We start from the raw sequence: 13,422 nt of genomic DNA, 5'->3' as shown, positions 1-13,422 counted from the left end.
GTCCGATGTTGCGACGTCGCCGATTCGGAAGACGAGGCCGGTCGCTCCGCAAGCTGATGGCGTTCCGCCGGCGAAACGAGCTCTCGCCGATGCATCTCGCGTGGGGAGGGATCATGGGAGCCGTTCTATCGTTGGCGTTGTCGCGGTTTCGCCCGCTGCGTGCAGCCGATGCGCGACGACGGCTCGGCCAAAGACCCGGTCGCCCGGAAGTCGCCGTCGTGTGTGGAGGCTCGCGCGGCCTCGGCCGTGCCATCGCGCATGCGCTCGCGCGGCGCGGGTGTGCCGTGGCCATTTGCGCCCGCACACCCGAAGACGTCGAGCGCACGCGAATGGAGCTCGAACGAATGGGCGTCCGCGCCTACGGCGAGGCTTGCGATCTGCGCGACGAAACCCAGGTGAAATCGTTCCTGGCAAACGTCGAGCAAGAGCTCGGCCCGATCGAAATTCTGGTGGCCAATGCCGCCACGGTCTCGGTCGCGCCCATCGAAACACGCGACGCGCGCGACTTCGAAGAGGCGCTCGACTCCACGTTCCGCACCACGTTGCACCCCGTGCTCGACGTGCTCCCGAGCATGCGCCGACGAGGCCATGGCACGCTGGTGTTCATCACGTCGATCGGCGCGAAGATCGGCGTTCCTCATCTCGCGCCGTACTCCGCGGCGAAATTCGCGACCGCGGGTCTGTCGGAAGCTCTCCGAGCCGAGGTCCACAAGGACGGCATCCACGTCTTGACGGTCTATCCGGGTCTGATGCGAACAGGTTCGCACACGCGGGCATCCTTCAAGGGCGACGCGGCGAAGGAGTACGCATGGTTTTCGTCCGGCGCGATCGCGCCGCTACTCTCGATCGATGCCGACCGCGCCGCCGAGCGCATCGTGCGCGCGATCGAGCGAAAGAAGATGCAGATCGCCTTCACGCTGCCAGCCCGGATCGTCACGCGCACCCACGACGCGTTCCCCTCGGTCTTCGGAACCGCCTTCGCCGTCGCGAACCGATTCCTTCCGCGTGCGCCGGCTCACGTCTTTTCGCGAGGGGAGGGACGCGCCGTGCAATCGCGGTCGTCATCGCGCTTCGGCAGCATGATGAAACGCCGAAGCGACCGGCTCGCCTCACGCCACGCTCAGTCCTCGTGAATCACTGCTCGGTGATCGTCACCTTCGTCATCACGTCACCGCGGGCGATGGTCTTGAGCACGTCCATGCCGCTCGAGACCTTGCCGAAGACCGTGTACCGGCCGTCGAGCGACGGCTGCGCGCTCAAGAGCATGTAGAACTGGCTGCCGGCCGAGTTCGGGGCGGTGGACTTGGCCATGCCGAGCGCGCCTTCCGTGTGCAGGAGCGGGCTTGCTTCGTCGGGAATCGTGTAACCCGGTCCACCGTTGCCGGTGCCCGTCGGGTCGCCGCCTTGCACGACGAAGTTCGCCTCGACGCGATGGAACGTGAGCCCATCGTAGTACCCGTCACGCGCCAGGAAGACGAAGTTGTTGACGGAGATCGGAGCCGACTTCGGATCGAGGTCGAGAGTGATGGTGCCCTTGGCCGTCGTGATCGTCGCCGAGTAGTGCTTGTTCGCGTCGATCGTCATCGCTGGAGCGGCGCTGTAACGGCCGCCTGCCGTGCTGCTGTCGCTCGAGGAGCTGCAGGCCGTCACGAGGCCTGAGGCAAGGACGGTGAGGAGAGCGACGACACCGACGAAGCGAGGCGCAGCAGGCATTGGCACTGACGCTAGTGGATCGCGCGAGCAGGATCCAACGCCTCGGAACGACAGGTCGATCCGGGCGCGACCGTAGATGGCACAGATCGGCACAGTCGAGAGCCGCGATTCTCCGGGGACTGCGATGGTACGCCTACTGCAGGGCGCGACGCCCGATGCAACGACCACGTCCGGAGGGCGCGCGTTGGGGACGGCTCAGGCGCGTCGTGGATCGAGCGACGGCACGTGCGGTGACGCTCGCCTGGTCCGATGACCGACGGGGGTGGGGAGCGCTCTGTCTGCTCGTCGTCTTCGTCGCGCATGCGTTGCGTTACGGGCTGACGCAGACGATGAACGCGCATGTCTATGCCGACGGCGCGTACTCCTGGATCTTTGCTCGTTCGCTCGCATTCGACGGCGACATCGAGTTGACGAACGACTACGCGCTCTGCGGTGACTCCTTCAACGTCGGCATCGACGAAGGCGGTCATCGGCCCGCAAACCCCTTCTACTTCGGCCCCGCGACGATCTTCGCGCCGGTCCTCTTCCTCCTCCGTCACGTCGTTCCGCTTGCCGCCAGCGCGCCGGAGAGTTGGAAGGCCGGCTGCTCGGGCCGCTCGTCGCGTACGGCGGTGCACTGTCGCCGGTCGCCGTCTTGGTCACGCTCTGGCTCTCGTATCGCATCGCGCGGCGTTGGTATTCGGAGCGCGTGGCGGCAATCGCCGTGCTCGTCGTCGGATTGGCCTCACCACTCAACGTGTTCGGCACGCTGACGTGGTACTACTCGCATCTCTGGGCCGCGCTGGCCGTCGCACTCGCGCTCACGGCGTCGCTTCGCGCCGATGACGAGCCCGCGAGCAAGCGACGTTGGCTCCTCGCCGGCGCGGCGGTGGCGTTCGCGGGACTCATGCGACCGCAGGAGGCCCTCTGGATCCTCGTGCCGCTCGCGGCGATCGCAAAGCACGCGACGCGCCGCGAGGACGGCAGCCTACGCGTGGACGTCCGTCCGGCGCTGGTCTCCGGCACGCTCCTCACGGTCGGCTTCCTGACGGTCTATTCGATTCAACTCCTCGTCTATCGAACGCTCTACGGTTCGCCGTTCGTCATTCCCCAGGGACACCTGTATTTGCAGCTGGGGCACGCGCATCCGTTCCTTGCGCTCTTCTCGGCGCGATCGGGGTTTCTCTACTGGACGCCGCTCCTATGGCTCGCCGTCATCGGCGCCCCGCTGTTCATCGCCGACGACCGCGGCCGCTGGCTGGCCATCGGAGTCGTGCTGGCGATGGTGCTGAACTTCTACGTGGCTTCCGCAGCGCTCTCGTGGACGGGCTCGGCCACGCTCGGTGCGCGCGTTCAGACGTCCCTTGCCGCCGGCCTCGTCCTCGCGACCGCGGCGACGCTTTCACGCCTCCTCGCGTGGATTCGGCGCCTCCGACTGTCCTCGGGCGCAGTGCTCGTCCTCGCCGTCGCTCCCTGGCTCTTGCTGACGTGGGAAATCGGTCCGTCGAAGGTTCCGAACGACCGGCCGGTGCCGGCGCCGCAACTCTATTCGCGGGCGGTCGAGTACGGGTTCGACTCGATCTATGGCGCGATCGGCAACCCTTGGACCCTCCCGGCGACGGCCATCTTCCGTCTTCGCTACGGCGCTCCGCCGAAAGTCTTCGATGCCCTCGCGACCGACGGGATCTTCGGGAAGAACTATCGAACGCTGGCCCCGACTCTCTCCGACACCGTCACGTTCGGGGCTCCTCCGGAGGCTTACTGGTCGGCGAACCTCGAGCGTGTCGACAAGCAGGTCTCGCTTCGTCCCGGGCGGCGCGGACGGTTTCTCGTGACGCTGTACTGGCCGTGGGTCACCCGCGTGCGCGTTCGCGCCAAGCCTCTCGAGGGCAAAGCGACCGTGGGCTTGAAGAGCCGCAGCTTCTTCCGCACGTACGACCTCGGAACGCTGCATTTCGTCGGCGACGAGACTCTCGAGCTCGCGCCGCCCGATGGAGCCTTCGATTCCGGCATCAACGAGGTGCTCCTCGAGACCGACGCCCCATCGAGCTCGTGTCGTGGTCGTTCGCCGACGACGTCGTTCGCGATACGAGCGTCCATCTTCGTCGCTGACGCCAGCCGAGGTAGCCAGGCGCTGCTCGAGCGGCTGTGACGTCGCGCGAGCGCGAGCGTGATGGTTGCTCGATAACCCCCTGGAAGGCAGGGCAGGTGCGCTAGGATTCCGCCGCAATGGCGGCGCGCGGGCTGTGGATAGCACTCGCCGCATGCCTATTGCTGCTGGGCACGACGTCCATCGCGCGGGCCAGCGCGACCGCCTTCGTCGTCCGTGTCGGCGGGCCCTCCGACGACGCCTTGCTCACGCGGATCCTCGGTCAGACGAGCGATCTGCATCTGACGATCGAGCGCGTCGAGGAGCCGGTCGAGCCACAGGTCGAAGCGGCACGCGCGCGCGCCTTCGTTCTCGCCCACGCGAAAGGGGCGAGGGCCGTCGTCTGGTTCACCATCGTGCCCGGCGAAGACATCACGATCTTCGTGGTCGATCCCGAAGCCCACCGTCTGCTCGTGGACCACGTGGGCCGTGATGCTGGCTCGGCATCCGCCATGTTGGAGGCCGCGAGCCTCATCGTGCGTGACGTTCTGCGCGCGCTCCTCGAGGGAGAGCCTGTTGGTCGCGTGGTCGAGGACCCGCCTCGGACGAGCGACCACGAGGAAGTGCTCACACCGCCTTTGCCACCACGCGAGGCTTCGGCGTCGACGCAGCGCCGACCGTCCCGGAAGGCCGCAGCCGTCACACGAGAGCCGAGTCGTGCTTGGAGGCCCTTCACGTCCTTCGGGGCGCGCGTCGTCTTCTCGCACCAGACCCCCTCGTATGCCCTCGACCAGCGACTCGGGCTGACACGGGGCCCCTTCGAGGCGGGCATCGACGTGACACTCGGATTTTCGGAAGAGGAGCGCGACCCGTACGCCTCGCTCCGGATCCGCCGGCATGCGCTCGGAGCCTTCGGCGGATGGCGCTTTCGGCTCGGCGACCGGCTGAGCGCAGCCGTCGACCTTCATGCAGGGGCGATGCTCTTCACGCGGGCCACACGGCCGCGTACCCCCGCGCTGCTGCCGAGTGCCTCCACGGTCGCCGTCCACGCATTCGTGGGGCCGGAGATGCGGGTTCGCTGGACGCCTGGACCGTCGTGGCTCCGCACATCGCTCGGTGTGGGGGCGGACGTTGTCGTTTCTCCGCCGGAATTCACCTACGAGGGCGTCACCAACTGCGCCTCCTGCCAGCTCGCACTCTGGCCGGTTCAGCCCTATGTCACGGCCTTGTTGGAGTTCGGTCTACCTACATGGTGACCTCGGCCGAGGCCCCGCATGTTTCGCCTCGAAGAAAAAATCGTCACGGGTCGATGACCCGTTTTCCATGCTGGGTCCCTTTGTAAAGGAGTGGTCGACGTCGCTTTGGTAGCTCCCGCGGAGGTCACGGAGATCGTGAGTCCGCCGGTACGGGTCAATCCCCGGATCGAGGCGGCATCACGTGGTGATCGTGCCGCGCTGACGGCGCTCGCGGAAGAGCTCATCCCCCGCGTGCGTAACCTCGTCCGTTACCTCACGAAGAGCGGCGACATCGACGACATCACCCAGGAGGCGCTCGTCACCGTTCTGCGGAGCGTGCCGAATTACCGTCCCATCGGCTCGTTCACGGCATGGGTCGACCGGATCGTCGTTCGCGTCACCTACGGCGAGCTTCGAAAGAGACGGCGCGATGCGACGCACGAGGCAATCGACATCGAGGCCGTACCGGCGCCGGTGGATCCCGCGAGCGTCTACGCAACGCGCACGCACATCGCCGCGGTGCTCGACGGCTTGCCGGCCGACCAGCGCTTCGCCGTCGTCCTCCACCACGCACTCGGGATGAGTGCAGCCGAGATCGCCGAAGAGATGAGCGCGCCGCTCGAGACCATTCGAAGTCGCTTGCGCGTGGGGATGCAGCATCTCCGTCGATCGATGAACGTTTCGAACGAGGGAGACTCGCGATGAAGCCGGAATGGCTCGATGCATTCGAGCTCGACAGTGATGCGGGCCCAGCGGCACCGCTCCGGTCGAGTGAGACCAAGGCGCTCGCTCGGCAGGCCGTCGATCGTGCGCTCGCTCCGGCCGCGGCGGCTGCCACGCAGGCCCACCACTCATGGTGGCGGTTCGCAGGTTTTGGCGCGGGCGGCGCGCTCACGGTGGTCGGCGTTTTTTTCGTCGTGCACACGACCGATGCTCGCTGCGTGGAGGCACGCTGTGTCGATCGTCCGGTCGTCTCCGTACGGGCGGAAACGGCGGCAGCGCCGTCCATCGCGCCTCCCGCCGATCATCCCACGATCGAGGCTCAGCCCATCGAGTCGGTTTCCGTTACCGCGCTGCCCAACGCTCCGGCCGCGCCGGCACCTTCCGCGGTGCGCGTACCGACGCACGTCGGCGAGCGCGTCGATAGGCCGGCCGCGACCGCGTCCGATCTGCTCGCGGAAGCCAACCGAGCACGCCGCGAGAGTGAATGGGAGCGCGCAGCCGCGCTCTACGAACGCGTCATGCGTTCGCAAGCCGACGAGTCGTACGCCGCGACCGTCGCGCTCGCGTCGCTGCGGCTCGAGCATTTCGGCAACCCGCAGGGGGCGCTCGCTCTGTACGAGCGCGCTCTCGCGGATCGTCCTTCCGGTTCTCTCTCTTCGCAGGCGGAAGCCGGCGCTGCGCGATGTCGTCGCGCACTCGGCAAGGGCGAGCCCACCGCTCCCTGAGGCGCTCGCGCGCTCGGGGTTGGATACGTTTTTCTGAGGAGACGATTGCGATGAAAGCTCGATACTGGGCGGTCGCCGCGCTCGCCGGAGCGTGGGGCGTGTCCGTGGCATGCACCAATACGCGCGACGTTGCGGGGAGCTTCGTCGAGCCCGATTCCGGGCCGACGTCGACGTTCACCACGCCCGACGCAGCGCCGGCGGACGACGACGCGGGGCTCGTCCAATACTGCACCGCGACGAGCTGCCAAGCTCCGTTCACGACGTGTCCAGGTTCGCACTTCCTCTGCGACGTGAACCTGATGACCGATCCGAACAACTGCGGAGCCTGCGGGATCGCGTGTCCGCAGGATTCGTCTGCGCTCGGGGCTTCGTTCTCGTGCAACGCGGGCAAGTGCGTCATGACCTGCACGAGCCACGATGCGCTCGACTGCAATGGCATTCTCGACGACGCCTGCGAAACCAAGCTCGGCACGAACGACAACTGCAACGGCTGCGGTGAGACGTGCCCCGACCCGGCGAAGCCGTGCGTCTGGGACCCGCTCGCGAATAGCGGAACGTGCGGCTGCAAGGACGCCAGCCAAACCCGATGTTCCAACGCCTGCGTCGACGTGAAGACGTCCGACAACAACTGCGGAGGCTGCGGAACGCGTTGCAATCCGGCCGGCGATGGCGGAGCCCCTCCGTCGAATGCCTACTTCGGCTGCCTCGAGAGCGAATGCGGCCACGCCAAGTGCAAGGCGAATTTCGGCGACTGCGACGGTGACCGGGAAAACGGCTGCGAGGCCGATCTGTTTTCCACCACGAGCTGCGGAGGCTGCGGAATCGTCTGCGACCCAGGCCAGAGGTGTGTGGCCGACGTGTACGGGCGGCCGACGTGCATGTGCCCGGCCGGCAAGACGTTCTGCAAGAACAAGTGCGTCGACGTCGCGACCGACCCGTTCAACTGCGGTGGCTGCGACGTCAATTGCACCGACCCGTCCACGGCGCGTCACAGTTCGGGCTTCTGCAGCTACGGCTCCTGCGTCTTCGCCTGCGCGCCGGGATGGGGAGACTGCAACGCCAATCCCAAGGACGGCTGCGAGACGAATTTCGACTCCGATCCGAACAATTGCGGAGGCTGCGGAAACACCTGCGACGTTCTCGCCGGCCAGCCCTGCCTCGGCGGACGCTGCGCGGTCGAGCCGTGCGGCCCGGGAGGACCGACGAAATGAACACGCGCTGGGTCCTTGGATGCCTCGTGCTCGGAGGCGCGGTGCTTTCGACGCTCGCGATGGCGGCGTGTGCTTCCGACGAGAACGTGGTGACGGGGCCTGAAGGCTCCTCGACCACCATCATCGCTCCGGACAGCGGTCTCGACGCCGGCGAATCCGACGGTGCCGGGGACGACGTCGCGGACGCGGCTCCGTTCGTCTGCGCACCGACCGAGCTTTGCCCGACCGGGCCGTTCGCTCCGAACAATCCCGGTGGCACGCTCGACCTCCGGACGCGAATCAACGTCGTTCGCGGTCGCTCGCCGAGCGACGTCTGGGCCGCCGGCGTCCACGGCTCGCTCGCTCATTTCGACGGCACATCGTGGACGATGTCCGACGTCGGTACCAAAGAGACGCTCAATGCTCTCTGGCTGCGCGACTCGGACGAGCTCGCCCTAGTGTCGATGTTCTCCGTCTACACGCGTGGCCTCACGGCCGTCGATGCCGGTGCCGATGCGAGCGCGCCCTCGGCCGGAGGTTGGACCTCGGTCGGCGCTCCGCCGGCACCTGAAAATTTCGTCGAATTTTTTCACGCGCAAACGTTCCAGTCCGCTTGGGCACCGTCCGACGCGGAGTGGCTCTGGTGCGCCACGGTCGAGACCGCGAGCGGGACTTCCCAGCCCCACAACGGCTTGTGGCGCATCCACATCGCTCCCGCCACGAATCAGCCCGAGATCGCCGCCGCGTTCCCGGTGGGCACGTGTTCGGTTCTGCCGTGCCAGACGATGACGAGCATCCACGGTGCTTCGGCCGACGATCTTTGGGCGGTGGGGTACACGGGCGCGACGGTTCACATCCAAAACGCCCAGAGCGATACGCCCACGATGACGGCCTTCGACAGCAAGACGTGGGTTGGTCTCGAGGGCGTCTGGGCCGCGTCCGCAACGGAAGCTTGGGCCGTCGGCGGCGCAGGGGTGATCCGGCACTGGACGGGCGGCGCCGCGTCCTGGGAGATCGTTTCGGACGTTCCGACGACCGAGACGCTCCGCGCTGTGTGGGGAACGTCGCCGACCGACATCTGGGCGGTGGGCGACGCGTCCGTGGTTCTCCACTACGACGGCAAAGCTTGGTCGCAGGTGACCGTCGCGGGCACCGGTGATCGGCGACCGAATCTCTACACGGTGTGGACCGCCACGCCGGGCCACGTCTGGATTGGCGGCGACGGCGTTCTTCTTTCGCTTGGAGGCAACCCATGAGGGGCTCGCTTTTCCGTATCAGCCTCGCGTCGAGCGCGGCGCTCGCGCTGCTCGCGATGGCCGCCTGCGCCGCATCCGGCAACGAAGAGACGACGTCACCGCCGTCCAAAGACGACGCCGGAAACACGGTGCTCGGCACGGACGGGGCCGCGAACGACGGCTCTCCGAGCGACGGCGGGGCCTACGACGGTGCCTTGCCCGATGTCGTCCTCGAGCAATGCAGCGAAGCGGGCTGGCGCGACACGCCTTTGCCGTCGCCGGGAACGTCCTTCACGGATCTGTGGCCGCTCGCCGACCATGCGTTCGCCATCGCTACCGTCGGCCCAACCGCGTCCGCGGCGGTGTTCAAGATTCTCGATTGGGACGAGTCCGCCGGGACATGGAGCTATATCGACGACAACTCGCAGAGCGCCATTCCGAACGGCACGCCGTGGAGCATCTGGGCAGCGAGTAAAGACGACGTTTACTTCACGGTGGTGGAGGGCGCGGCCTCCTCGACCCCCGGCGCGCATCTCTACCGCGGCACGCGCGACGCGAGCCCAACGCCAAGCTGGACGTGGAATCACGTCAAGTTCGACTGCCCCGCGAACGGCGATGCGCCTGTCGTTTGGGGGACGGGGCCTGACGACGTCTACCTCTTTGCTTGCCAGACGATCTACCACCGTCAAGCAGGCAGCCTTGCCGACGCCGGAGCGTCGGCGTGGATTGCGGAGTGGACGAACGATGCGCCGGCGGATCCGGTGACGATGTTCGGAGTCGCGGGGACGTCCCCCGACGACGTCTGGTTCGTCGGAGGCAGGAGCTATTGGTACTTCGGTGGCGGCTGCGCGACGATCCTGCGTAAGACCGGGGGGCACTATCGAACGGTCGCGGACGGTACCGGGACGTTCGGCGATTGCATCGAAAAGCCCGGCATCCCCGTGGTCAAAGGCGCCTTCGCGAACGATCTCGGCCTCGGTGCGTTCATCGTACCGGCGAAAGGTCAGCTAATCGGGACTCAGTACACCATCTTCTCCGGTGAGGAGAGCCGGGTGGTGCGCCTCGACGTGAGCGACGACGGCGCAGTCGCCGTGACGTCGACCGCCGCGCCCCAAGGTGACCGACTCAGCGCCATCTGGGGCACCTCGGCCGACGATCTCTGGCTCCTCGACAACCCGTCCGGCGCCAGCCGCATCCTCCGCGGAGACAAGCTCTGGAGCGACGGAGGCTTCGTCACCTCGACGCTGGCTCGCAACGGCTTGCCCAATCTCTCTTGGCTCTATTCACTCCGTGGAACTTCGACCTCGAACCTCTGGGCCGTCGGGACCGATCATGCGTATCACAAGTCGACTCCGTGATTCGCGCCGCGCGGGAGCCTTCGTTCTGCTCCTCGCGTCGGCGAGTCTGGTCATCCACTGCTCGAGCGAAAGCGAGAGTTCGAACGACGGCGCGCAGGATCCCCTAGGCGCCGACGCTGGCACCGATGCGAGCGTCGGCGCGGACGCGAGCGAGCCCTCGCAGGACGCGGGTGTCGCCGATGCTCGGCCGACCGTACCCGATCTGCAGAAATCGGATGCCGGTCCGCAGCCCGTCACGTGTGCCGACTCGACGTGCGCCACGGCGCTCGATACGAGCGTCGGTAGCGACGCCTTCTGCGCGCTCCTGCAGGACGGCACGGTTGCCTGCTGGGGCCAGAACGTCTCCGGCGAGCTCGGGCGCGGTGCCGCCGCTGGTACGTCAGACAGTTCGATGCCTGCACGCGTCGTCGGACTCGCGAACGCCGCGAGCCTCCATCACACGTGCGCCATCGACACGAACGGCGCAACGTGGTGTTGGGGCAAGGGCCCGTTCTTGCGCAGCACGGTGACGGCGACGACGACCGAGCGCGCGCCCGTTCAGCTCGCGATTCCCGCCGCGACGAAGGTGGCGTTCTCCACCAACGTGGCGTGCGCACTCGTCCAGGACGGGGTTCTGTGCTGGGGCGCGAACGCCGACGGTCAGCTCGCCGTTCCGGCCTTCGGGGCAAGCACCACCAAGCCGATCGGCGCCGCCACGATGCCAGTGCCAGCGGGTGCGCCGCTTCGCGACGTCATCGTCGGAAACGCCTCGTTCGTCCTGCGTGAGGACGGGACATTGTGGAGTTGGGGGGCGAACCCGCCTCTCGGGCGCGTGTCGTCGCTCTTCCCCGATCCCTATCCCGGCCAGCTCGAGCTCGCCTTCGTGTCCGACCTCGACGTCGAGGGACGAAACGCCTGCGCGGTCGCAGAAGGCATCGCGTACTGTTGGGGAAGTGCAAACGAGCCGTACAACGGCCTGAAAGGCGATCTGCCACTCTCTCGCGCGCTTCCGGCGGTCGTCGCCACGCCCGAGCCAGTCGTCCAGATCGCGACGACGTTCGACACCGGGGTCGCGCAGCTTCCACAACGACAGTGCGCGGTCGGCGTGTCCGGCGCGGTGTATTGCTGGGGCAACAACATCAACGGTCAGGTCGGTGACGGCACGCGGAACTACGCGCCGGTGCCGGTGAAGGTCGCGGGCCTGCCTGGCCCCGTCGCCCGGGTGAAGACGACGCCCCGCTCCACGTGCGCGCTCCTCACGAGCGGCAAGATCTGGTGTTGGGGGGACAACGGTTACGGACAGCTTGGTGACGGACGGACCAAAGAAACGAGTCTCGTCCCGAAGGAGGTCGCACTGCCATGAGCCGCTTCACGAGGGCTCGCACCATCCCCGTCGGCATCTCGCTCGTGGCGCTCGCCGCAGCTTGCGTGAACGCATGCAGCTCGAGTGACCGCGGGTTCCCGACGGACAACCAGACGTTGACGCCGGACAGCGGAACCGACGACGTCGACGGTGGCGAATGTCTTCTCCAGTGCTCCCTCGACGGACGGTCCGTCGTACGGGCCTGCACGGGCGAGATCGTCGAGACGTGCGCCGCGGAGCTCGCCTGCGGCGCAGGCCAGTGCCAGGAACCCTGCAAGGCCGCGGCAGCCGATCGGAGCTCGAACGGTTGCGACTTCTACTTCCAGCCGCCGCTCTTCATCAAAGAGTACGGCCAATCCTGTTACGCGGCGTACGTCGTCAACAACTCGACGACGCCTCTCGATCTGAATCTAGAATTCCAGGGCAGCGCGCTCGATCTCTCGAAGTCGCTCTTCCGGACCGTGCCCGGCGACGCGACGCTGGTTCCCCAGGTCGGCGCCATTGCTCCGGGCGACAGTGCGGTCCTCTTCGTCTCGGACCGCGATCCGACGAAGCCCATTCCCATCGGTGCGCACGTCGCGGCTTGTCCGGCGGGGGTCACGCCCGTCGTCCTGACCGACGGCCTGCCGGACGGCACGGGCATCGGCTCGTCATTCCACCTCAGGACGAACGTGCCTGCGAGCGTCGCGGCCATGTATCCGTACGGCGGAGCGGCGAGCTTTTCGCCATCCGCCACGCTGCTCTTGCCGGTCCCGACCTGGGGAACGCAGCACTTCATCGTCAATTCCTGGCAGCGCACCACGAACAGCGCGTACGCCGGAATCGAGCAGCCGGGCGCGCAGATCGTTGCGTCGGAGGACGGTACCGAGATCACGATTCGTCCGACTGTGGCCATCGAAGACGGTGTGAACGTCGTCGGAACCGCGGCTCACGTTCCCACGACCTACAAACTCGACAAGGGACAGGTTCTCCAGTTCAAGCAATCCGAGGAGATGTCGGGAAGCGTCGTGTCGTCGAACAAACCGACCAGCGTCTTCGGTGGCCACGCGTGCATGACCGTTCCCGCCGGGCGCGAGGCGTGTGACACGGCACTCCAGCAGCTGCCGGCCTTCGAGCAATGGGGCTCGGAGTACGCCACGGTCGGCTACCGTCCTCGACTCGGCAACGAGCACGAGGCCATGCCGTATCGCATCGTGGCTGCGCGAGACGGAACGCGCCTCGAATACGATCCTGTCGTTCCGGCAGGAGCGCCGACGACGCTCTCGGCGGGTGAGGTCGCGACGTTCTGGTCCGCGACGGGGGACGCCTTCGTCGTGCGCACGCAGGACGTCGATCATCCGATCTATCTCGCGGCGTACATGTCCGGCGGCGGGCAAGCGTCACTCACGGCGCCGCCCGACATCCTGGGTAACCAGGACATGCTCGGCAAGGGCGACCCCGAGTTCGTGAACGTCGTCCCGGCGGGCCAGTATCTCAGCTCGTACAGCTTTTATGCCGATCCGAGCTTCGGCGACACGTCGCTGGTCATCGTTCGCGCGAAGACGGGCAGCGAGTTCAAGGACGTCTGGCTCGAGTGCGCCGGCACGCTGACCGGATGGAAGCCCATCGGCACGCGCGGCGAGTACGAGTACGTTCGTGTCGATCTCGCCAAGGACGGTGGCCCGGGGCAGTCCTTCGACACGGGCGTCTGCCGCAACGGTCTCCAGCGCATGCACAGCGACGGTCAGTTCACCGCCACATTGTGGGGCTGGGATCTTTACGCGAGCTACGCCTACCCGGGCGGAATGGCCCAGCGCAAGCTCGTGAAGACGCCGCTACCGATCGTGCACTGAG

The 13,422-nt window shown here is 67.0% G+C and carries 12 protein-coding genes; 11 read left to right on the top strand and 1 reads right to left on the bottom strand.

Annotated features, from left to right (window positions below; genetic code table 11):
- The first annotated feature begins 5 nt into the window (after positions 1-5).
- Positions 6-1,133, top strand: coding sequence for an SDR family NAD(P)-dependent oxidoreductase (locus tag AKJ09_RS41440; RefSeq protein WP_146653359.1), 1,128 nt, complete (start codon positions 6-8; stop codon positions 1,131-1,133).
- Position 1,134: 1 nt separating this feature from the next.
- Here AKJ09_RS41440 and AKJ09_RS41435 read toward each other — a convergent pair whose 3' ends face one another.
- Positions 1,135-1,713, bottom strand: coding sequence for a peptidylprolyl isomerase (locus tag AKJ09_RS41435; RefSeq protein ID WP_205633937.1), 579 nt, complete (start codon positions 1,711-1,713; stop codon positions 1,135-1,137).
- A gap of 206 nt (positions 1,714-1,919) precedes the next feature.
- On the opposite strand from AKJ09_RS41435, the gene AKJ09_RS53680 reads away from it, so the two are divergent.
- The 10 genes from AKJ09_RS53680 (at position 1,920) to AKJ09_RS41390 (ending at position 13,421) form a co-directional block, all read left to right on the top strand.
- Positions 1,920-2,465, top strand: coding sequence for a hypothetical protein (locus AKJ09_RS53680; protein ID WP_169928283.1), 546 nt, complete (start codon positions 1,920-1,922; stop codon positions 2,463-2,465).
- Positions 2,402-3,844: a hypothetical protein gene (locus AKJ09_RS41430; RefSeq protein WP_420814268.1), complete on the top strand. Its 1,443-nt coding sequence runs from the start codon at positions 2,402-2,404 to the stop codon at positions 3,842-3,844. The genes AKJ09_RS53680 and AKJ09_RS41430 overlap by 64 nt, the downstream gene beginning before the upstream one ends.
- 77 nt (positions 3,845-3,921) lie before the next feature.
- On the top strand, positions 3,922-5,037 hold the full coding sequence (locus AKJ09_RS41425; RefSeq protein ID WP_146653357.1) for a hypothetical protein: 1,116 nt from the start codon (positions 3,922-3,924) through the stop codon (positions 5,035-5,037).
- Between the two features lie 135 nt (positions 5,038-5,172).
- Entirely contained in the window at positions 5,173-5,721 is a 549-nt protein-coding gene (locus tag AKJ09_RS41420) for an RNA polymerase sigma factor (protein WP_240488798.1), read from the top strand.
- Positions 5,718-6,464: a tetratricopeptide repeat protein gene (locus AKJ09_RS41415; RefSeq protein ID WP_146653356.1), complete on the top strand. Its 747-nt coding sequence runs from the start codon at positions 5,718-5,720 to the stop codon at positions 6,462-6,464. Before AKJ09_RS41420 ends, AKJ09_RS41415 begins: the two co-directional genes overlap by 4 nt.
- 50 nt (positions 6,465-6,514) lie before the next feature.
- Entirely contained in the window at positions 6,515-7,675 is a 1,161-nt protein-coding gene (locus AKJ09_RS41410) for a hypothetical protein (RefSeq protein WP_146653355.1), read from the top strand.
- Positions 7,672-8,910, top strand: coding sequence for a WD40/YVTN/BNR-like repeat-containing protein (locus AKJ09_RS41405; protein ID WP_146653354.1), 1,239 nt, complete (start codon positions 7,672-7,674; stop codon positions 8,908-8,910). Before AKJ09_RS41410 ends, AKJ09_RS41405 begins: the two co-directional genes overlap by 4 nt.
- Entirely contained in the window at positions 8,907-10,247 is a 1,341-nt protein-coding gene (locus AKJ09_RS41400; protein WP_146653353.1) for a hypothetical protein, read from the top strand. The genes AKJ09_RS41405 and AKJ09_RS41400 overlap by 4 nt, the downstream gene beginning before the upstream one ends.
- On the top strand, positions 10,222-11,589 hold the full coding sequence (locus AKJ09_RS41395) for an RCC1 domain-containing protein (protein ID WP_146653352.1): 1,368 nt from the start codon (positions 10,222-10,224) through the stop codon (positions 11,587-11,589). Before AKJ09_RS41400 ends, AKJ09_RS41395 begins: the two co-directional genes overlap by 26 nt.
- Entirely contained in the window at positions 11,586-13,421 is a 1,836-nt protein-coding gene (locus AKJ09_RS41390; protein ID WP_146653351.1) for an IgGFc-binding protein, read from the top strand. The genes AKJ09_RS41395 and AKJ09_RS41390 overlap by 4 nt, the downstream gene beginning before the upstream one ends.
- Position 13,422 lies beyond the last annotated feature (1 nt).

The sequence above is a fragment of the Labilithrix luteola genome (assembly GCF_001263205.1).
Taxonomy (GTDB): Bacteria; Myxococcota_A; Polyangia; order Polyangiales; family Polyangiaceae; genus Labilithrix; species Labilithrix luteola.
This window is presented reverse-complemented; position numbering and strand designations above follow the sequence as displayed.

Coding starts and splice junctions, on each gene's coding strand:
- AKJ09_RS41435 (WP_205633937.1), bottom strand. CDS start 1,713: ATGCCTGCTGCGCCTCGCTTCGTCGGTGTCGTCGCTCTCCTCACCGTC.
- AKJ09_RS41440 (WP_146653359.1), top strand. CDS start 6: ATGTTGCGACGTCGCCGATTCGGAAGACGAGGCCGGTCGCTCCGCAAG.
- AKJ09_RS41415 (WP_146653356.1), top strand. CDS start 5,718: ATGAAGCCGGAATGGCTCGATGCATTCGAGCTCGACAGTGATGCGGGC.
- AKJ09_RS41390 (WP_146653351.1), top strand. CDS start 11,586: ATGAGCCGCTTCACGAGGGCTCGCACCATCCCCGTCGGCATCTCGCTC.
- AKJ09_RS41395 (WP_146653352.1), top strand. CDS start 10,222: ATGCGTATCACAAGTCGACTCCGTGATTCGCGCCGCGCGGGAGCCTTC.
- AKJ09_RS41405 (WP_146653354.1), top strand. CDS start 7,672: ATGAACACGCGCTGGGTCCTTGGATGCCTCGTGCTCGGAGGCGCGGTG.
- AKJ09_RS41400 (WP_146653353.1), top strand. CDS start 8,907: ATGAGGGGCTCGCTTTTCCGTATCAGCCTCGCGTCGAGCGCGGCGCTC.
- AKJ09_RS41425 (WP_146653357.1), top strand. CDS start 3,922: ATGGCGGCGCGCGGGCTGTGGATAGCACTCGCCGCATGCCTATTGCTG.
- AKJ09_RS41410 (WP_146653355.1), top strand. CDS start 6,515: ATGAAAGCTCGATACTGGGCGGTCGCCGCGCTCGCCGGAGCGTGGGGC.